The 19,479-nt window shown below is 62.4% G+C and carries 15 protein-coding genes; 8 read left to right on the top strand and 7 right to left on the bottom strand.

All coding sequences use genetic code 11. From position 1 onward, the window contains the following. Positions 1–417: hypothetical protein (locus tag ABAC460_RS49485; RefSeq protein WP_155914539.1), on the bottom strand; the 417-nt coding region annotated here is incomplete at its 3' end. A 361-nt stretch (positions 418–778) separates the two neighbouring features. Continuing rightward, positions 779–1,552 (bottom strand): 3-keto-disaccharide hydrolase, encoded by a 774-nt coding sequence (locus ABAC460_RS26630; RefSeq protein ID WP_023451615.1) that lies wholly within the window; start codon positions 1,550–1,552, stop codon positions 779–781. A 299-nt stretch (positions 1,553–1,851) separates the two neighbouring features. On the opposite strand from ABAC460_RS26630, the gene ABAC460_RS26625 reads away from it, so the two are divergent. The 7 genes from ABAC460_RS26625 (at position 1,852) to ABAC460_RS51105 (ending at position 14,663) form a co-directional block, all read left to right on the top strand. Beyond that, positions 1,852–3,249 (top strand): glycoside hydrolase family 28 protein, encoded by a 1,398-nt coding sequence (locus ABAC460_RS26625; RefSeq protein WP_031236265.1) that lies wholly within the window; start codon positions 1,852–1,854, stop codon positions 3,247–3,249. A gap of 1 nt (position 3,250) precedes the next feature. Beyond that, a complete protein-coding gene (locus tag ABAC460_RS26620; protein ID WP_023451613.1) occupies positions 3,251–5,749 on the top strand; it encodes a glycosyl hydrolase in 2,499 nt (832 codons plus the stop codon). A gap of 53 nt (positions 5,750–5,802) precedes the next feature. Further along, positions 5,803–6,183: a MarR family transcriptional regulator gene (locus ABAC460_RS26615; RefSeq protein WP_023451612.1), complete on the top strand. Its 381-nt coding sequence runs from the start codon at positions 5,803–5,805 to the stop codon at positions 6,181–6,183. Beyond that, entirely contained in the window at positions 6,184–6,447 is a 264-nt protein-coding gene (locus tag ABAC460_RS26610; protein ID WP_023451611.1) for a DUF5985 family protein, read from the top strand. Then, positions 6,444–6,716, top strand: a complete 273-nt coding sequence (locus ABAC460_RS26605) for a DUF5985 family protein (protein WP_023451610.1) — start codon at positions 6,444–6,446, stop codon at positions 6,714–6,716. Before ABAC460_RS26610 ends, ABAC460_RS26605 begins: the two co-directional genes overlap by 4 nt. A gap of 137 nt (positions 6,717–6,853) precedes the next feature. After that, a complete protein-coding gene (locus ABAC460_RS26600) occupies positions 6,854–12,604 on the top strand; it encodes a HAMP domain-containing protein (RefSeq protein ID WP_023451609.1) in 5,751 nt (1,916 codons plus the stop codon). Between the two features lie 13 nt (positions 12,605–12,617). Continuing rightward, positions 12,618–14,663 (top strand): response regulator, encoded by a 2,046-nt coding sequence (locus tag ABAC460_RS51105; protein WP_162150287.1) that lies wholly within the window; start codon positions 12,618–12,620, stop codon positions 14,661–14,663. A gap of 141 nt (positions 14,664–14,804) precedes the next feature. Here the strand turns inward: ABAC460_RS51105 and ABAC460_RS26590 are convergent, their stop codons facing one another. Together ABAC460_RS26590 and ABAC460_RS26585 are read right to left on the bottom strand one after the other, a co-directional pair. Then, positions 14,805–15,038 carry a hypothetical protein gene (locus ABAC460_RS26590; protein ID WP_023451607.1) on the bottom strand — a complete coding sequence of 78 codons (234 nt, stop codon included), beginning with the start codon at positions 15,036–15,038 and terminating at the stop codon, positions 14,805–14,807. Positions 15,039–15,048: 10 nt separating this feature from the next. Beyond that, entirely contained in the window at positions 15,049–15,336 is a 288-nt protein-coding gene (locus tag ABAC460_RS26585; RefSeq protein WP_023451606.1) for a hypothetical protein, read from the bottom strand. Between the two features lie 223 nt (positions 15,337–15,559). Here ABAC460_RS26585 and ABAC460_RS26580 point away from each other — a divergent pair, with 223 nt between their 5' ends. Then, complete coding sequence (locus ABAC460_RS26580; protein WP_023451605.1) at positions 15,560–16,069, top strand: hemerythrin domain-containing protein; 510 nt, start codon at positions 15,560–15,562, stop codon at positions 16,067–16,069. Positions 16,070–16,136: 67 nt separating this feature from the next. Here the strand turns inward: ABAC460_RS26580 and ABAC460_RS26575 are convergent, their stop codons facing one another. From ABAC460_RS26575 to ABAC460_RS26565, 3 genes are read right to left on the bottom strand one after another with little or no spacing between them, the layout of a single operon-like run. Next, the gene (locus ABAC460_RS26575) at positions 16,137–16,883 is read right to left on the bottom strand and encodes a hypothetical protein (RefSeq protein WP_023451604.1); all 747 of its coding nucleotides are present in this window, start codon (positions 16,881–16,883) and stop codon (positions 16,137–16,139) included. A 27-nt stretch (positions 16,884–16,910) separates the two neighbouring features. Further along, entirely contained in the window at positions 16,911–18,779 is a 1,869-nt protein-coding gene (locus tag ABAC460_RS26570) for a sensor histidine kinase (protein ID WP_023451603.1), read from the bottom strand. Continuing rightward, positions 18,776–19,447 carry a response regulator gene (locus ABAC460_RS26565; RefSeq protein ID WP_031236260.1) on the bottom strand — a complete coding sequence of 224 codons (672 nt, stop codon included), beginning with the start codon at positions 19,445–19,447 and terminating at the stop codon, positions 18,776–18,778. Before ABAC460_RS26565 ends, ABAC460_RS26570 begins: the two co-directional genes overlap by 4 nt. Positions 19,448–19,479 lie beyond the last annotated feature (32 nt).

Genomic DNA, 19,479 nt, shown 5'->3' with positions numbered 1-19,479 from the left:
TTCGCCATAGGATTCGCTAATCTCATCCTTTGCTAGCGAAAGTCTGCCCTTGCGATCAATTATTGTGGCTTGAAAATCCCCCAAAGCCTGTTCACTCGCCCCCGTGATGGTGGACAATTCACGAAGTAAAGATAGTTCTGCTAGTCGTTCTGCGTACACGCGATGGCTTGCCAATGCGTCCATTTGTGCGCGGTTGGTATGCTCAGCCATTTCGGCAACTACCTCGGCTTCAACATCGTCAAAGCTTTCCGCATCAGCAGGCGGATAATTAGATGCGCCATTGCTTTTCGCCCGCTCTTCCAAACCCAGATTCTTAACGGCTTGTTGGCGGTCAATGACGATGAAGGGGCTTCCCGGCAATGCAATAGTTGCGTCCGTAGGGCGGAAAAAACGCTTCAGCGCATCTAATGGCTTCATAATGTGGCGACCCAAGAGACAATATAATTATTCGTTAAGACACTCACCGGGTGAAGGCAAACCGGTCTGATAAATTGTCTGATTGCGGAATGATACCGCCCCGCCCCGCCTTTGAAATTCACCATAAACGGGAGTTATAGAGAGTGCAACCATCAGGGCGTCTCCAAGTTTGTTCAAGTTTGTTTCGGTGACGCCATACGAATCCCCAAAACCAAATGTCGTCAAAACGACGCAACTGTTGAGTTACGCTCAATAGTTCAAAAGGACAAAAAAGCGGGCAGAGACATTAGGGGGGCAACTCGTAAATGGGCAACTGTCAAGGAAAACTTGACAGTTGCCGGTGCGAGTAGGGACAATCCGATCAATCCAACCTCTGGACCTCGATCTTGCGGAATTCGATCGGCTGGCCTTCGGCCTGCAGCGCAATATAGCCCTGCTCCAGCTTCACCGCGCCGCCGGCCGCGGCGATCAGCACCGCTGCATCCTTGTCCGCCGGGTCCAACTCCGGCGCCGAATACCGCAGCACCGCCTCGCCATTGATAAAGTGCGTGATCTCACCATTGGACAGCACCTCGATCTCGCCCCGCTCCCATTGCCCCACCGGCAGCAGCGGCGATGACGACAAAATACAGTGGCGCAGGTCGCGCTTGCCGTCGATCACAATCGTCGTGCCGGGCGTGCACAGATTGCCGCTCGGCTCCTGTTGCGGCCGCGGCACGCCCAGGATCTGGAACTCCAGGCTGACCGGAAAGCCCTGGTCGCGCCGCATGGTCTGCGGCGTCTGGGCGTGGAACATCACGCCGGAATTGCTGACCTCCCACACCTTGATGTCCGGCAACGGGTCACCATAGATGCGGTACTCGAAGCGCAGCCGAAAGGCCTTCAGCGGCTCCTTCCAGAAGATATGGCCGTACTGCCCGGCGAACCGGTTGTCGTAATGGGCATAGGATACCCGCAAGTTCCCGTCCTCAACCACATAGGTCTTCAGCGGGTCGTCACCGACCTTTTGCCCGACCAGGTTCGGCGTCCACCCGTCCAGCGTCTTGCCGTCGAAGATCGGCTCCCACGGCGCTTCCGCCGCCGAAGCGGCAACAGGGGCGATCAACATCAGACTCATCAGGATCGCGGCTTTCATGGTGACCTCCTTATCATTGACTCCAGAAACGCATCCGCCCCCGCTCAAAGTCAAGTCGCAAAGTTTTGACAAATATTGCTCGATATTGATCAAAAATGAAGCTAAGCTACGCGGAAGCTCAAGTGACTTTGCCCTCCCTGCTTGCGGGGAGGGGGGACCGCGAAGCGGTGGGCGGGGTGTTACCGTCAGTGGAATGGCCCTTCCGTCACCTCGTTACACTCGGTGCCACGGCACGGGCCGCCCCGCTCCCCCATAAATAGGGGAGGCGAAGTAAGTTCCAACCTAGCTCAAGGTGCGCCATGTCTTTGCTTCTACCCCGTCGGACCGTACTTGGTGCCGTCCTGGCGACACCCTGGCTCGCCGCCTGCGCCACCCTCCTCAAGACCCGCACGGTCCGCGCTGCGGCCCCGTTCGACATGCCGTCGATCACCGTGCCGGACTTTGCCCACGCCCGGCCCTTCCTGATCACCGACTTCGGCGCCGACCAAAGCGACCAAACCAAAACCTCCGCCGCCCTGGCCGCCGCCATCCACGCCGCCCATACATCCGGCTGCGGCACGGTCATCGTCCCGGGCGGGATCTGGCCGACCGGTCCGGTCCACCTCAAAAGCCATGTCAACCTCCACCTGGCCAGGGGCGCGACCCTGCTGTTCTCCGAAAAGCCCGAGGACTACCTGCCGGCGGTCCAGACCTCATGGGAAGGCATAGAGTGCTTCAACTACTCGCCCCTGGTCTATGCCTACGATTGCACCCACATCGCCCTCACCGGCGAAGGCCGCCTCCAGGCCAAACTCGACGTTTGGAAGGAATGGTACAAACGGCCCAAGCCGCACATGGACGCCCTGGTCGCCCTCTACCACATGGCCTTCAAAAACGTCCCCGTCGCCGACCGCAACATGGCCGTCGGCGACAACCACCTGCGGCCGCACTTCGTCCAGTTCAACCGCTGCCGCAACGTCCTGGTCGAAGACATCACCATCGAAGACAGCCCCTTCTGGGTGCTGCACCCCTTCCTCTGCCGCGACGTGGTCATCCGCCGGGTCAAGGTCCGCGCCCATGGCCACAACAATGACGGCGTCGACCCCGAAATGAGCCAGAACGTCCTGATCGAGGACTGCACCTTCGACCAGGGCGACGATGCCGTCTCGGTCAAGTCGGGCCGGGATATGGATGCCTGGCGGCTCAACACGCCGGCCCGCAACATCGTCATGCGCGACTGCCGCGTCCTGAACGGGCACCAGCTCATGGCCATCGGCAGCGAACTGTCGGCCGGCATCGAGAACGTCTTCGTCGACAACTGCCACTTCACCGGCGACGGCAAGGGTGCCGACGGCTGGGCCGTGCCGGTCAACAACATCCTCTTCGTCAAGACCAACGAACGCCGTGGCGGCTATGTCAAAAACATCCACCTGTCCAATGTCAGCGCCACCAAAATCGCCGGCGGCGTCCTCTGCGTCGAAACCGACGTCCTGTACCAATGGCGCACCCTGACCCCGACCTATGTCCGCAAACTGACCCCGATCGAAGGCCTGCACGTCAGACATGTCCGCGTCGACGAAGCCAAATTCCTGTGCCGCATCACCGCCGAAGCCGAAATGCCGGTCAAAAACGTCTCGCTGCGGGACATCCAGGTACAAACCCTTCTCGAAGACCCGGTGACGACGCAGAATGTCGAAGCCTTCACCCACGAGGCCTGAGATGAAAGCGCTTATCGCCATGCTCGCGACCCTTATGGCCGGACCCGCTGCCGCGGATACGTTTGAAGACTTTGTCCACCCGCCGGCCGAAACGCGGCCGATGGTGCGGTGGTGGTGGTTCGGCCCGAAGGTCGAGGACGCCGAACTGGTCCGCGAGATCAAGGCCATGAAGGCCGGCGGTTTCGGCGGCTTCGAGATCCAGCCGGTCTACCCGCTCGAACTCGACGGCAACACGACCTACCTGTCCGATGACTTTCTCAGCAGCCTGCGCCTGGCCAACGACACCGGCCGCGCCGAAGGGATGCGGGTCGACCTGACCCTGGGTTCGGGCTGGCCGTTCGGCGGGCCGCACATCACCGCCGACCTGGCTTCGTCGCGCCTGCGCCTCCTCAACCTTGATCCGGGTTCGGCCCTGCCGGCCCTGGCGCCGGGCGAGCGCATCATTGCCGTCTTCGCCGGTCCGGACATGGCCACCGCCGCCCTGCTCGACGAAACCCCGCCGACCGATGCCAGACTGTTCGTCGTCCTCCAGAGCCCGACCGGTCAGCAGGTCAAACGCCCGGCCGTCGGCGCCGAAGGTCACGTCCTCGACCACATGAACGCGGCCGCCGTCCAGACCCATCTGACGAAGGTCGGCGAACCGCTGCTGACCGCCTTCGGCGACCACCCGCCCCATGCCATCTTCAGCGACAGCCTGGAAGTCTACAATGCCGACTGGACCGGCGATGTGCTTCCGGAATTCCGGAATCGCAGAGGTTATGATTTGAAGCCCCATTTGCTCGAACTCTTCGCGGAAACGCGAACTTCGGCGGCGGTGCGTCATGACTGGGGCCTGACCCTCTCGGAACTGACCGAAGAGCGCTACCTGACCCCGCTGCGGGTGTGGGCGGAAAAGCACAACACCAAATTCCGCTCGCAAACCTACGGTTTTCCGCCGGTGACCCTGTCGTCGAACCGCCTGGTCGACCTGGCGGAAGGCGAGGGCGCCCACTGGCGGCAATTCACCAGTACCCGCTGGGCCAGTTCCGCCAACCACCTCTACGGTAACCCAGTAACCTCCGCCGAGAGCTGGACCTGGCTCCATGCCGGCGCCTTCCAGGCGACACCCCTGGACATCAAGGCCGAAGCGGATGCCCTTATGCTTCAAGGGGTTAACCAGTTCATCGCCCACGGCTGGCCCTATTCCCCGCCCTCGGCGGAAGAACCCGGCTGGGCCTTCTACGCCGCCGCCGTGTTCAACGACCATAACCCGTGGTGGACGGTCATGCCGGACGTCAACCTGTACCTCCAGCGCATGAGCTGGCTGCTGCGCCAGGGCGATCCCGTCGCCGACGTGGCCATCTACATCCCGACCGAGGACGCCTTCGCTGGCATCACGCCGGGCAAGGCCACCGTCAACGCCCAGATGGACGCTTACATCATCCCCGAACTGACGGCCCAGATCCTCGATGCCGGCTTCAACTTCGACTATGTCGACGGCGGGTCGATCGCCGCAAAAGGCATAAACTACAAGGTCTTGATCCTTCCCAGGGTCACTCGTATTGAGCCAGAAACCTACCGCCGTATCGAAGCCTACAGGCAAGCCGGCGGTATCGTTATCGCTGTCGACCGCCTTCCGGAGACGGCGCCGGGCCTGCTCAATCCCGATTCCGCCACCGTCCGCGCCATCAGCGCCAAGCTGTCCGTCACGACCGAAGCCACCCTCGGCCAAACCCTTATAAACCAAACGACTCCAGACCTCTCAGGTCTGCAACCGGGCATCGGCTTCGTCCATCGGAAACTTCCGCAAGGTGACGCCTACTTCGTCGCCAACACCACCAACGCCGCCGTCACCCTGCCGCTGGTTTTCCGCGACGGCCAGGGCCCAGCCCAGGTGTGGGATGCCCGTCTCGGCACTGCGCAAGCCTGGGATGGCACACCCGTTACCCTGGCGCCCTATGAATCGCAGGTCTTCGTCTTCGGCGCCGACGCGCTTTCGGCCATCACCAAACCCAAGCCTCAGCGCCGCGACCTGACCGGTTGGCAGATAAACTCTTTACCTATCAATACATTCCCGTCGTGGCCCGACGAACATTTCTCCGGCGTGGCTATCTATTCGGCGAAACTGGAAGTGTCCGAAGCCGACTTGAAAGCCGGCCTGACCGTCCTTGATTTCGGCGAAGGCGAAGCACTGCCGCCCGTCAAACAGGCGGCAGGCATGCGGGCGGATTTTTCCGCCCCCGTCCGCGACGCGGCGGAAGTCTATGTCAACGGTGTCCGCGCCGGCGCGGTCTGGACGGCCCCCTTCACGATCAACCTGAAGGACTACCTCAAACCCGGCACCAACCGCCTCGAAATCCGGGTCGCCAACACCGCCGTTAACCTGTTGTCCAGCCGCCCGCCGACCGACTACGCTGCCCTCAAAGCCAGGTACGGCGACCGTTTCCAGCCTCAGGGCATGGGTAACCTGAAACCCCTGCCGTCCGGCATCCTGAAAGCCCCAACCCTGACAACACCCTAAAACTTATTATATTTTTATTTGTCGCAACGGCGCATCCCTTCCATAAAGCCCGCATGACCGACGGCGACATCCCCGATCAGGCCAAACAGTTCCTGCTGCACCACATCGACTCGATCGCGCAGTGGGAAGGCCTGCTGTGCCTGCGCCTCAACGCCGGCAAGGATCTGGATGCGGCGGCGATCGCCCGTCATCTCTATATCACCCCGGAAAACGCCGCCGGGCTCATGACCCGCCTGGTCTCGCGCGGTCTGGTCGCCGTGACGGACGGCCACATCTTCCGCTATGCGCCGGCAACGCCTGAACTGGACCAGGTTGTGACCCTGACCGCGGATCTTTACCGCCAGTACCTGATCCCCATCACCAACCTGATCCATTCGCGGCCCAAGTCGCGGGTTCAGGAATTCGCCAACGCTTTCAGAATAAGGAAGGACTAGATGGCCGGTCTCATCTACGGGCTGTGTACCTTGCTGGCGCTGGTCTGCGCCGTCCTGCTGCTGACCGCGTGGCGGCGGACGCGCTACCGCCTGCTGTTGTGGGGTGGATTGTTCTTCGCCGGCGTGACCCTCAGCAACGCCATCTTGGTGGTCGACAAGGTCTTTCTGGGGCCGCAAATCGACCTGGCCATCTGGCGATATGGTATCAATCTGATTTTCATGATTATTTTCATCATCGGCCTGATTTGGGACACTGAAGAATGACCAAGCTCCTCCTGCTCGGCGCCCTGGCCATGGGCAGCTTCATCATCAGCCTGATCTTCATCCGCTTCTGGAAAACTACCCGCGACCGCTTCTTTCTGTTCTTCGCGGCGGCCTTCTTCATCGAAGCCGTCCGCCGCGTGATGCTGGGCGTCATCCCCTATTCCACCGAGCAGGAACCGTTGTTCTTCCTGCTTCAGGCGGTGGCTTTCGGTGCCATTGTCTATGCTATTATCGACAAAAACCGCGCTGGCCGGTCTCCGAATTTATGAAATTCTTATAAGCCAACGCTAACTCGCCATCGCCTGCTTATCCGCCGACTCATAACTCTTTCTGTTGGGGGCCTATAGGCCGTATTGCGCCTGTATTCCCTCCAATAAGTGCATTCCTTTTCAAGGATGGGGAAATCATGGCGCCTTTAGATGCTGTCCTCGATGTGGTCGACGAACCGGTAACCGAGGGAGGCGAGATGGCCGCCCTCCTGCACGCCCTCACCGCCCTGCGCAAAGGCCAGGCTGATGTCCGGCTTCCCGTCGAATGGACCGGGGTGGCGGGAAAGGTCGCCGACGCCTTCAACGAAGTCGTCGAGATGAACGAGCGCATGGCCGCCGAACTCGGGCGCCTGTCGCGCACCGTCGGCAAGGAAGGCAAGCTGTCGCAACGCCTTGACCTCGGCAATGTCTCCGGCTTCTGGCGCGGATCGGTCGAGTCGGTCAACGAACTGATCGACGACCTGGTCCACCCCACTACCGAAACCGCCCGTGTCATCGGCGCCGTGGCCGAGGGCGACCTCAGCAAGACCATGGCCTTGCAGATCGACGACCGGCCGCTGCAGGGTGAATTCCTGCGCACTGCCAAGACCATCAACACCATGGTGGACCAGCTCGGTTCCTTCGCCGCCGAAGTGACCCGGGTGGCGCGCGAAGTCGGTACCGAAGGCAAGCTGGGCGGCCAGGCCGAGGTGCGCGGCGTGGCCGGTACCTGGAAGGACCTGACCGACTCGGTGAACATGATGGCCGGTAACCTGACGTCTCAGGTGCGGAACATCGCCGAAGTGACCACCGCCGTGGCCAATGGCGACCTGTCCAAGAAGATCACCGTCGACGTGAAGGGCGAAATCCTCGAACTGAAAGACACCATCAACACCATGGTGGATCAGCTTCGCTCCTTCGCGTCGGAAGTGACGCGGGTGGCGCGCGAAGTCGGCACCGAAGGCAAGCTGGGCGGCCAGGCCCAGGTCGAGGGCGTGTCGGGTACCTGGAAGGACCTGACGGATTCTGTGAATTCCATGGCGGGGAACCTGACATCCCAGGTGCGGAATATCGCGCAGGTCACCACGGCCGTGGCCAATGGCGACCTGTCGCGCAAGATTACCGTGGACGTGAAGGGCGAAATCCTGGAGCTGAAAGACACCGTCAACGCCATGGTGGACCAGCTCAACTCGTTCGCCGCCGAAGTGACCCGGGTGGCGCGCGAAGTCGGCACCGAAGGCAAGCTGGGTGGCCAGGCCGAGGTGCGCGGCGTCGCCGGCACCTGGAAGGACCTGACCGATTCCGTGAACATGATGGCAGGCAACCTGACCGGCCAGGTGCGGAATATCGCCGACGTGACCACCGCCGTGGCCAATGGCGACCTGTCCAAGAAGATCACCGTCGACGTGAAGGGTGAAATTCTGGAGCTGAAAGACACGGTCAACGCCATGGTGGACCAGCTCAACTCGTTCGCCGCCGAAGTTACGCGGGTGGCGCGCGAAGTCGGTACCGAAGGCAAGCTGGGCGGCCAGGCCGATGTGAAGGGCGTGGCCGGGACCTGGAAGGACCTGACCGATTCCGTGAATTCCATGGCCGGCAACCTGACGGGTCAGGTGCGGAATATCGCCGACGTGACCAAGGCCGTGGCCGCTGGTGACCTGTCGAAAAAGATCACCGTCGACGTGAAGGGTGAAATCCTCGAACTGAAGAACACCGTCAACACCATGGTGGACCAGCTGTCGTCCTTCGCGTCGGAAGTGACGCGGGTGGCGCGCGAAGTGGGTACCGAAGGCAAGTTGGGCGGCCAGGCCGAGGTCAAGGGCGTGGCCGGTACCTGGAAGGACCTGACCGATTCCGTGAACATGATGGCCGGTAACCTGACGGGCCAGGTGCGGAATATCGCGGACGTGACCAAGGCCGTGGCCAACGGCGACCTGTCCAAGAAGATCACCGTCGACGTGAAGGGCGAAATCCTCGAACTCAAAGACACCATCAACGCCATGGTGGACCAGCTCAACGCCTTCGCGTCGGAAGTGACGCGGGTGGCGCGTGAAGTCGGCACCGAAGGCAAGCTGGGCGGCCAGGCCAAGGTGGAAGGCGTGTCCGGCACGTGGAAGGACTTGACGGACTCGGTGAACTCGATGGCGTCGAACCTGACGTCTCAGGTGCGCAACATCGCCGACGTGACGACAGCCATCGCCAATGGCGAGCTGAAGCGCAAGATTACCGTCGACGTGAAGGGCGAAATCCTTGAACTGAAAGACACCATCAACACCATGGTGGACCAGCTGTCGTCGTTTGCGTCGGAAGTGACGCGGGTGGCGCGCGAAGTGGGCACTGAAGGCAAGCTGGGCGGCCAGGCCGACGTGCAGGGCGTGGCCGGTACCTGGAAGGACCTGACCGATTCCGTGAACTCCATGGCCGGCAACCTGACCGGCCAGGTGCGTAACATCGCCGACGTCACCAAGGCGGTGGCCGCCGGTGACCTTTCCAAGAAAATCACCGTCGACGTGAAGGGCGAAATTCTCGAGCTCAAAAACACCGTCAACACCATGGTGGACCAGCTCCGGTCCTTCGCTTCGGAAGTGACCCGGGTGGCCAAGGAGGTCGGCACCGAAGGCAAGCTGGGCGGCCAGGCGCGCGTGGAAGGCGTCTCCGGCACCTGGAAAGACTTGACCGATTCCGTGAACATGATGGCCGACAACCTGACCTCACAGGTGCGCGGCATCGCCAAGGTCGTGACCTCGGTGGCCAACGGTGAACTGAAGCGGAAACTGACCGTGGAAGCCAAGGGCGAAATCGCCGAACTGGCCGACACCATCAACTCCATGATCGACACGCTCGCTACCTTCGCCGATCAGGTGACCACCGTGGCTCGCGAAGTCGGCGTCGAAGGCCAGTTGGGCGGCCAGGCCAAGGTGCCGGGCGCCTCTGGAACCTGGAAGGGCCTGACCGAGAACGTCAACCAGCTCGCCGCCAACCTGACGACCCAGGTGCGCGCCATCGCCGACGTGGCCACGGCCGTGACCAAGGGCGACCTGACCCGCTCCATCACCGTCGACGCCCAGGGCGAAGTGGCGGTGTTGAAGGACAATATCAACGAGATGATCCGTAACCTGCGCGACACGACGCAGAAGAACACCGAACAGGACTGGCTGAAGACCAACCTGGCCAAGTTCTCGCGCATGCTGCAGGGCCAGCGCGACCTGACCGCGGTCGGCCGGATGGTGCTGTCGGAACTGTGTCCGGTGGTCAACGCGCAACAGGCGGAATTCTACGTCCTGGATCAACGCAGCGAGGCGGCGAAACTGACCCTGCTGGCCAGCTTTGCGTCGCGCGGCACCGGCGATATCGGCAAGCAGATCGATATCGGCGAAGGCGTGGTCGGCCAGTGCGCCGTCGAAAAGCGCAAGATTCTGCTCAACCACCTGCCCGAAGACTACATGCTGGAGATTTCGTCCGGCCTGGGCTCGGCGCCGCCGCGCTCGGTCATGGTTCTGCCGCTGATCTTCGAAGGCGAGGCCAAGGGCGTGCTGGAACTGGCGTCGTTCGAAGGCTTCAACCCGTCCCACCAAGGCCTTCTGGACCAGCTCACCGAATCCATCGGCATCGTGCTCAACACCATCGAAGCCAATATGCGGACCGAAGACCTGCTGACCCAGTCGCAGTCCCTGGCGCAACAGCTCCAGACCCGCCAGGAGGAACTGCAGGAAACCAACGAAGCGCTGCAGGAAAAGGCCCGCCTGCTGGCCCAGCAGAACCACGAGGTGGAACGCAAGAACCAGGAAGTCGAACAGGCCCGCCAGGAACTGGAAGACAAGGCGAAACAGCTGGCCCTGACGTCGAAGTACAAGTCGGAATTCCTCGCCAACATGTCGCACGAACTGCGTACGCCGCTGAATTCGCTGCTGATCCTGTCCGACCAGTTGACCAAGAACCCGGAAGGCAACCTGACGCCGAAACAGACGGATTCGGCCAAGACCATCCACTCGTCCGGCACCGACCTGCTGATGCTGATCAACGACATCCTCGACCTGTCCAAGATCGAGTCCGGCACGGTGGTGGTGGAATCGGGCGAACTGCGCCTCGACGACCTCAACGGCTACGTCAAGCGCACCTTCAACCACATGGCCGAATCCAAGAATATCGACTTCCAGGCCAGCTTCGATCCGCGCCTGCCGCGCTCGATGTTCACCGACTCCAAGCGCCTGCAGCAGATCATCAAGAACCTGCTGTCCAACGCCTTCAAGTTCACCCACCAGGGCCGCGTGACCCTCAGCGTCGAACCGGTCGAATCCGGCTGGTCGTCGGACAATGAGGACCTGAACCGCGCCCCCGAAGTGCTGGCATTCTCGGTCACCGACACCGGCATCGGCATCGCCGCCGACAAGCAGATGATTATCTTCGAAGCCTTCCAGCAGGCCGACGGCTCGACCTCGCGCAAATACGGCGGCACCGGTCTGGGCCTGGCCATCTCGCGCGAACTGGCCCGCCTGCTGGGCGGTGAAATCCGCCTGCATTCGGTGCCGGGCCGCGGCTCGACCTTCACCCTGTACCTGCCGGCCACCTACGCCCAGCGTCGTGGCAAGTCCCTGGTTGAGGCCCTGTCGTCGCGTACCGAACTGCCGGCCCTGACACGCCTGACCCTGCCCGAAGTCGAACTGGCGCATGACCTGCCCCATCCGGAGCCGAAGGAACTGATGAATGAGGTCGGCGACGACCGCGCCTTCATCCAGCCCGGCGATACGGTGGTGCTGATCGTCGAAAACGATCTTGGCTTTGCCCGCACCCTGCTGGAAGTGGCGCGCGAAAAGGGTTTCAAGGGTCTGGTCACCTCGCTCGGCGCCGGCGCCCTGGCCCTGACCCACGACCATAAGCCTGACTGCATCCTGCTCGACATCCACCTGCCCGACATGCAGGGCTGGCGCGTGATGGAGCGGCTGAAGAATGACATGGCCACCCGCCACATCCCGATCTGCATCATCTCAACCGATGAATCACGCGACCGGGCGCTGACCTCGGGGGCGCTCAGCTTCGTCACCAAGCCGATCCAGACCCACGACGTGCTGGACCAGTTGATGACGCGCTTGAACACCTATCTCAGCCGCCGCAACCGCCGTATCCTGGTGGTCGAACCCGATGCCGGCCGGCGCGAACGCATCACCTCGCCGCTGGAATTCGACGGCATCGACGTGGTGACGGCCGCCAGCGGCGACACGGCGGTGAAAAAGCTGCGCAAGCACGAGATGGACGCCATCATCCTGTCGTCCTCCGCCCCGGAGGTTATTGACGACCTGATCCGCCAGGCCGAGGGCGGTGACGCCATTACCGGCCGTGTCCCGGTCATCCTGTTCGGCGACGCCGAGATCGACGACAACGCCATCCGGCGCCTGGGCCAGGTCTTCCCGGTCAGCATCGTCCATTCGCCCGACCGGCTGCTGGATGTCGTCACCCTGCACCTGCACCGCAAGGTCGACAGCCTGCCCGACACGCTGCAGGCCACGCTGTCGGACCTGCACCAGACCAATAAGCTGCTGGTCGACAAGAAGGTGCTGATCGTCGACGACGACGCCCGCAACATCTTCGCCCTAACCAGCGTGCTGGAAGAGCATAATATGAACATCCTGTCCGCCGACAACGGCCGCGACGCCATCAACATCCTGATGGAGGACCCGGATGTCGATATCGTGCTGATGGACATCATGATGCCGGAGATGGACGGGATGGAAACCATCCAGGAAATCCGCAAGGTGTCGCGCCTGAAGAACCTGCCGATCGTGGCGGTCACCGCCAAGGCGATGAAGGGCGACCGTGAAAAATGCATCGAGGCCGGCGCCTGGGACTACCTGTCCAAGCCCGTCGACTCCGAGCAGATGATCACCGTCCTGCGCGCCTGGCTGCACCGGTAGACGCATGACAGCCATGTTCAGGGGAACAGAGCCGGCCGAGCCGGCGCCGGTCAAGTCGGAGACCATCCTGCTGGTGGACGATCGTCCCGCCAACCTGATGGTCTACACCTCGATCCTGGAGGAACTGGGCCAGACCCTGATGACGGCGCCGTCGGGTGAGGAAGCGCTGAAACTGGTGCTCAAGCACGACTTCGCCGTCATCCTGCTCGACGTCAACATGCCGACCATGAACGGCTTCGAGACCGCCGAGCTGATCCGCAAACGCCGGAAGTCGGCCTCGACCCCGATCATCTTCCTGACTGCCTTCAACGACGAAACCGCCATCAGCCAGGGCTATGCCTCGGGTGCCGTCGACTTCATGCCGACGCCGGTGGTGCCCGAGGTCCTGAAGGCCAAGGTCAAGGTGTTCATCGAACTGTCCCAGATGCGGCGTCAGGCAGCGTTGCAGGCGGAGGAACGCGCCCGCCGCGAGGCCGCCGAGGAAGCCGCCCAGAGCTTCGCCTTCCTGGCCCAGGTCAGCGACGCTCTGGCGCGGTCGCAGAACCGCGGCGAATTCATGCGCACCCTGGTGCAATTGCCGGTGCCGCACCTGGCCGATGCGGCCCTGGCCTGGTTCAAGACTGAAGGCGAACCCGACCGCATCGAATGGGCCGACAGCGAAGGCCGGATGTCGGCCAGCCCGGCGGTGCTGGACCGGCTGGAGCCGGCGGTGGTGCGCGCCCTGGCGGAAGGCCGTCCGCAGCTTTTCTCGGACATTGTCGGCGGCGCCATGGCCTATGCCCAGGTCCTGCCGCTGATGGTCCAGGGGTTTGCTCGTGGTGTGCTTGTCCTGGGCACGCGCCAGAACCGGCCGACGATCAGCCCCCTGGCCGGCGACCTGGCCTACCGCGCCGGCGTCATGCTGGAAAACGTCATGCTGATGGAGCAGATCCGCGAGGCCGACCGGCGTAAGGACGAGTTCCTCGGTATGCTGGCGCACGAACTGCGCAACCCGTTGGGGCCGATCTATAACTGCCTGCAACTGCAGAAGATGTTGCCGCCGGGTGACGCCCGCATCACCACGGTGCGCGACACCATGGACCGCCAGGTCAAGCATATGGGCCGGCTGATCGACGACCTGCTGGACGCGACGCGCCTGGCCCATGGCAAGATCCTGCTGCGCACCGAAAACTGCGACCTCAACAAGATCGTCCAGCAAACGGCGGAAGATTACCGGACCCTGCTGGACGGCAACCATGTCAGCCTGAAACTGGTGACGCCCGATGAACCCGTCTGGGTCGAAGGCGATCCGACGCGGTTGCTCCAGGTGGTCGGCAACCTGCTGCACAATGCCAACAAGTTCAGCCAGACGGGCGGATTGATCACCATCACGGTCGACGCCCTGCCCCAGGGCGTGGCGCGGATCAGCGTCGCCGATACCGGCATCGGCATCGAGCCGCACATGCTGCGCCATGTCTTCGATGTCTTCCGCCAGGCCGACCAGGGGCTGGACCGGTCGCGCGGTGGTCTGGGCCTGGGCCTGGCCCTGGTCAAGGGGCTGGTGCAGTTGCACAGCGGCATGGTCGAGGCGCGCAGCGACGGCCTGAACCGCGGCGCGGAATTCCGCATCACCCTGCCTCTGGCCGGCCAGTCGGGCGCGGACTTAAGCGACGATGGCGGGTCCGAAGTGTCGGTTGAATCCCTGCGCATCCTGCTGATCGAGGACAATGTTGACGCCGCCGAAAGTGCGCGCATGCTGTTGCGCCACGAAGGCCATGAGGTCGAGGTAGCGCACGACGCCATGACGGGCCTGGATAAGGCGCGCGGTTTCAAACCGTCGGTGATCCTGTGCGATATCGGTCTGCCGGTGATGGATGGCTACCAGATCATCCGCAAGATCCGTGAAGACGACGAACTGGCGTCGATCTATGTGGTGGCGCTGACGGGTTATGGCCGCGAAGCCGACCAACGCCGGGCGCTGGAGGCCGGGTTTGACCTTCACCTGACCAAGCCGATCGATTTCAATACCCTGCGCAAGGCCCTGGCCCAGGCGCAGACGCCCTTGGTAGCCGCCAGCTAGAGACTGTTTGTAAATCCGTCAGGCAGGCCTGCAAAGGGCCGTTTTCTGCGCTTCCGGTGCTCACGTACTTGAGTACGCTCCGCTCCGGTTCTCGAAACCAGCCCTTTTCGGCTCAGCCCGACGAATTTCCAAAACAGTCTCTTAAAGCTCTAACCGCCGCCGCGGCTTCGGTGGCTTGATCAGCAGGGCCGCGCTCAATCCCGCCAGCACTGCCAGGCCGACGCTGAGCAACGGCGCCTTGGCTATGCCTTCGCGCAGTTTCGAGGTGGCGTCGGCGAAGGCGGCGGCTTCCGACATGGCCGGATTGGGCCCCGGCGCGGACGGCTTGACGTCCGGGGGCGATTGCATGTCGGGAGGAACGGTGCCGTTGTCCATAGGGGCTTCCTCAGGCGGCGCCGGGGGCCAGGTGGGCGACGTCTTCCGCCGGATGGCCGTTGTGGTGCAGGAAGCGCGCGATCTGTTGCCGCATGGCGCCGTTATGGCCCTTGCTAGCGGCGCTGGCGGCTTCGAACAGGCGCCTCTGGGTGCTGGGTGGCAGTTCGCTCCAGACGGCGAGGACGGCGATCCCCAGCCGCGCCAACAGGTCGCGTTCCGACCCTTCAAGGCCGGGCAACATATCGGACAGATCGAGCGATGGAGCGCCGGTGTGCGGTGTGGACTCAAGACTGGGCATGGGAGACTCCATGACGGCCTGAAAGGCAAGACCCTATCAGCCGGGCGGTAAAAAGACGGGCAGGGACAGGCCGGATTTTGTCAAAAACCGGTAAGGGAGCCTTTGCGGATCGTCAGGCCTTATTCCTAGTTTATCGCCGGCCGGGTCGCATGCCATATCGGCCTTACCCGTCCTTCCGTCATGATCCGCCCGCCGGCGGGACCAATTCCAGGAGGACCAGATCATGGATATCTACAACTACCTCAAGAAGGACCACCAGAAGGTTGCCGACCTGATGCAGCAGGTGATCGACACCAAGGACCTTGGCGACCGCCAGGCCCTGTTCGAAACGATCAAACAGGAACTGACCCTGCACGCCGACTCCGAGGAAAAGACCTTCTACGACGCCATCGAAAAGGCGACGCGCAGCCACGCCGTTGAAGAAAAGATCGAACACGCCAACCACGAACACGACGAGATCCGCGACTATCTGCACAAGCTGTCGACCACGCCGATCGAGGAAGAACTGTGGATCGAGACCTTCGGCGAGTTCAAGCACTCGGTCGCCCACCACGTTGAAGAGGAAGAGGGCGAGATCTTCGAAAAGGCCAAGAAGTACCTAAGCAGCCATGAGGCCACCAAGCTGGCCAAGGAGATGGACGCGCTGAAGCAGGAGTTGAAAGAACAGCTGGAAGTTCCGGCCGGCGTGCTGGGCGACGCCTCGGCCATCGGCGGGTTGCCGAAGGGCCGGTAAGGTTTTTTGACCACGAAAAGCACAGCTTCAGGATACCCTGATTCCCAGAAGATTGTGCTTTTCGTGGTCAGTCCTTTCTTGCGGCCAGCTCGACAGCACGTTTGTCCAGTGCCTCTTCGGTTGCTGTGTCCACGGTCACAGGCGCGCCTCTCCCGCTATCGTTCGGCGCGTAAATAGTCCGGCCAGATCCGTCCGCATAAAAAGAAATGCAATGCCCCTCATCCGACGAATCGAGTTTCACGCACACCTGGTCTCCTTTGAAGACATAGTGCCCGTGGCTGATTTGCTTGTTGATGTAGAGCAAGTAACGCCCGTCGCGATGGTAGATCGCCTCAAGGTCCCATCCGTCCAGGAGAAGCGTCGCACCTGTCAATAGCGCTCGTATCTCTGTTTCCGACATTCGTCTTAGGCTATCGGTCTCGACCGGAGCTGGTCGCGGATCGACCGGTATTGGGTCGTCCCCCCTCATATGTGTGAAAAACGGCTTCCCGTCGACATCCTTGTAGAAGGATCGGCACCATTCGCGCTTAGGCGTGCCATACAGAGCGCAAGCCGAATTACCCTGCAATGTCCAGGTGCCGAGTTCCAAGCCATAGCCATAATGACGGAACCGACCGTCACGGTAATAGGCACTTTCGGCGTCACAACATCTCGGGCCAACCATGACGTCCGAAAGAAGCGACCTGACCTCAGATTCGGACATGGGTGTTAGTGCCGATAGCGGCTTGCTGTCAAAGATCCCGCTTTGTGCAAGAACCGGCGTGGAGGCCAGGCAAAGAAGAGTGGCCACAAAGATAGTGATACGGTTTATCATGATGTCCCCCTACACTTGCGGTGAACCTTAAGGCCGTTTGACGGTCAGAGTCAAAACCGTTCCCAGGCCTGGCGCCGCGGTCACGGTCAGTTCTCCGCCGAGGGTTCGGGCGCGTTTGTGCATATGATTCAAACCCCGTCCGCCCTCGGTTTCCGGCCGCGCCTCGACATCGAACCCGACGCCATCGTCGCTCAGCCGCAACCGGATCGTCTCGGCGTCGTCACCGGCCTCTATTTCCAGCCGAACAGTCTTGGCACCGGCATATTTCAGGATGTTGGTCATGCCTTCCTGCAGGATGCGGTAGATGTGCAGAATCTCCTGCGGCCGGAAGCCCTGGACCTCGCCGTCCAGCCGGTTCTCGAACACAAACCGTATGCCGGCGGCTTTCAGCCGTGGCTGCATCCGGTCGCGGAAAATCGCCAGGGCGATGTCGAGCGAATCCCCGACGCTGTCCATGGAATCGATGATCAGGCGCAAATCGTCAACCGCCGCCTGGACCTGCTGATGCACGCGCTCCTGCGGCACAGCCTTGCCCTTCAATTGCAGCATCAGGCTGACCAGCTGACCGCCGATGCCGTCGTGCATGTCGCGGATGAGGCGCTGGCGTTCGGTATGGATGGCGTTGAGGTTCTCTTGCTCCTGCAGCCGGGCATAGGAGGCGCGGATCTCGACCTCCTTTTCGGCCACCTGGACCGCCAGGTCGCGGTACAGGCGATAGCCGCGTACCGCCAGATGCCCGGCGACGGCGGCAATCAGCACGATCGGCAGGTAGTAGGCGGCGTCGATGAACCGCCGCACCCCGAAAATCGGGATCAGGGCGTCGTACAGTTCCGACGACAGGAACAGCGACATCAGCACAATAGCCCGGCCGGCCTCACCCGGTCGCGACGGCGCCATCCGCCACAGGCTCCAGATGGTGTAGCCCGACACCAGCAGCAGCGACACCGGGTTCAGCACCTGGGTCACCAGGGCATAGACCTCGCCGCCCGGCCACCATACGGCGGCGAAGACCGCGGCGAACACCGCAAAAATCGCGGCGAACCATCGCGTATGGTGACGTGGTTGGCCGGTCCAGGCCTGGATGAAATAGGCCGCCGTCGCCAGGCACAGATAATGGATCAGATACACCACCATAAAGAAGGTGGTAAACTCGATCCCGTTGCCCGCCCAGACATAGGCAAAGGCGCGCAGGGCCAGCGCTGCCATGAAGGCGGCCAGGCTGGCGAACAGCGGGCTGTAGCCGGAAATCGGCAGCAGGCACAAAGCCACCAGGGCGACCAGTCCGCCGGCCACCGCCGTGATGATCGGTACATAGTGGCCCAGCAGGACCATATGGCTTTCATAGGCCTTGAACGGCTCCAGCGGCCCGAAATAGACGGTCTGGACGTAGGGCACGCAGCCACTGCGGGTGACCACCAGGTCGACACGGTTGGTGCCCGGCTCCATCAGGTCGCGCGGAATGCCGATCAGGAAGGGGCGGCGTTCTTCGCGGCTGGGGGTCAGCGAGAACTGACCGCGAGGTGTGGCGATCAGGCGGCCGTTGACATAGGTCTCGAAGTTGTCGGAGACCCACGGCAGGTAGAGCGCCCAGTTGACATATTCGTCGCCCTTGACGTCGAAGCTGATCTGGTAGGCCGGGCTGTGATAGCCACGGTAGCAGTCGCCGGGTTCGACCGGAAAGGTCTGACGGTGGGCCTCATCGCGCGCACCGAAGTCCGGATCGAGGCCGGGCAGGGGGTGGACATAGATCTCGCCCACCTCCCATGATTTCATATTGAGGTGCTCCTTTTCGGTCTCGCCGATCAGGAACAGCGTCCCCCAGAACAGGATCTGCGCCCCCAGGATGCCCAGGGCCAGACGGACGAAGCGGTGCTGCCAGACGGCCGCCACCGTCATTGCCGGATCAGGCCGCGGTGAACGGCTTCGAAGACGGCTTCACCGCGTGAGCGCACGGCCAGCTTGCGGTAGATGGCCTTGATATGGTCGCCGACGGTGTAGTGCGAAATCTCCAGTGCCAGGGCGACCTCTTTGTTGCTCAGCCCCTTGGCCAGCAGCTTGAGCAGCTCCAGTTCGCGCGATGTCAGATGGGCCTCGTCCGTAGGTTCCGGAGAATTTTCAGGTAATTTTGGGGGCGGCGCTGTGCGCAGATGGCGCAGCAGGTAGGCTGCCACCGAGGCCGAGATGGGCGATCCGCCGGCCAGGGTCTGGCGGACATTGTCGAGCAGGTCGTCCTCGGCGCTGTCCTTGAGCAGGTAACCGTCGGCGCCGGATGCCAGGGCGCTCATCACCGAGGTTTCGTCGCCGAACACGGTCAGGACCAGGATGCGCGGCGGCGTGGCGGTTTTCAAGGCCTCGGCGATCAGGGTCAGGCCGCTGCCGTCCTCCAGGCCGAGATCCAGCACCAGCAGATCGAGCGGTTGTCGGATCAGCTCGCGGCCTTCGGCGACCGACCGCGCCTCGCCGACCAGGATCAGGTCGGGTGCGCCGTCAAATATGCGCGCCAAGTGTTGGCGGATGACCGGATCGTCTTCCACCACTCCGATACGGCTGCGAACAGGCTCCATATAACACCCTCTCCGACGCAAGATATCGGCCA

The organism is Asticcacaulis sp. AC460, from assembly GCF_000495795.1.
Classification (GTDB): domain Bacteria; phylum Pseudomonadota; class Alphaproteobacteria; order Caulobacterales; family Caulobacteraceae; genus Asticcacaulis.
Note: the sequence above shows the minus strand (reverse complement) of the source record. Positions and strands in the feature narration are given on the sequence as shown.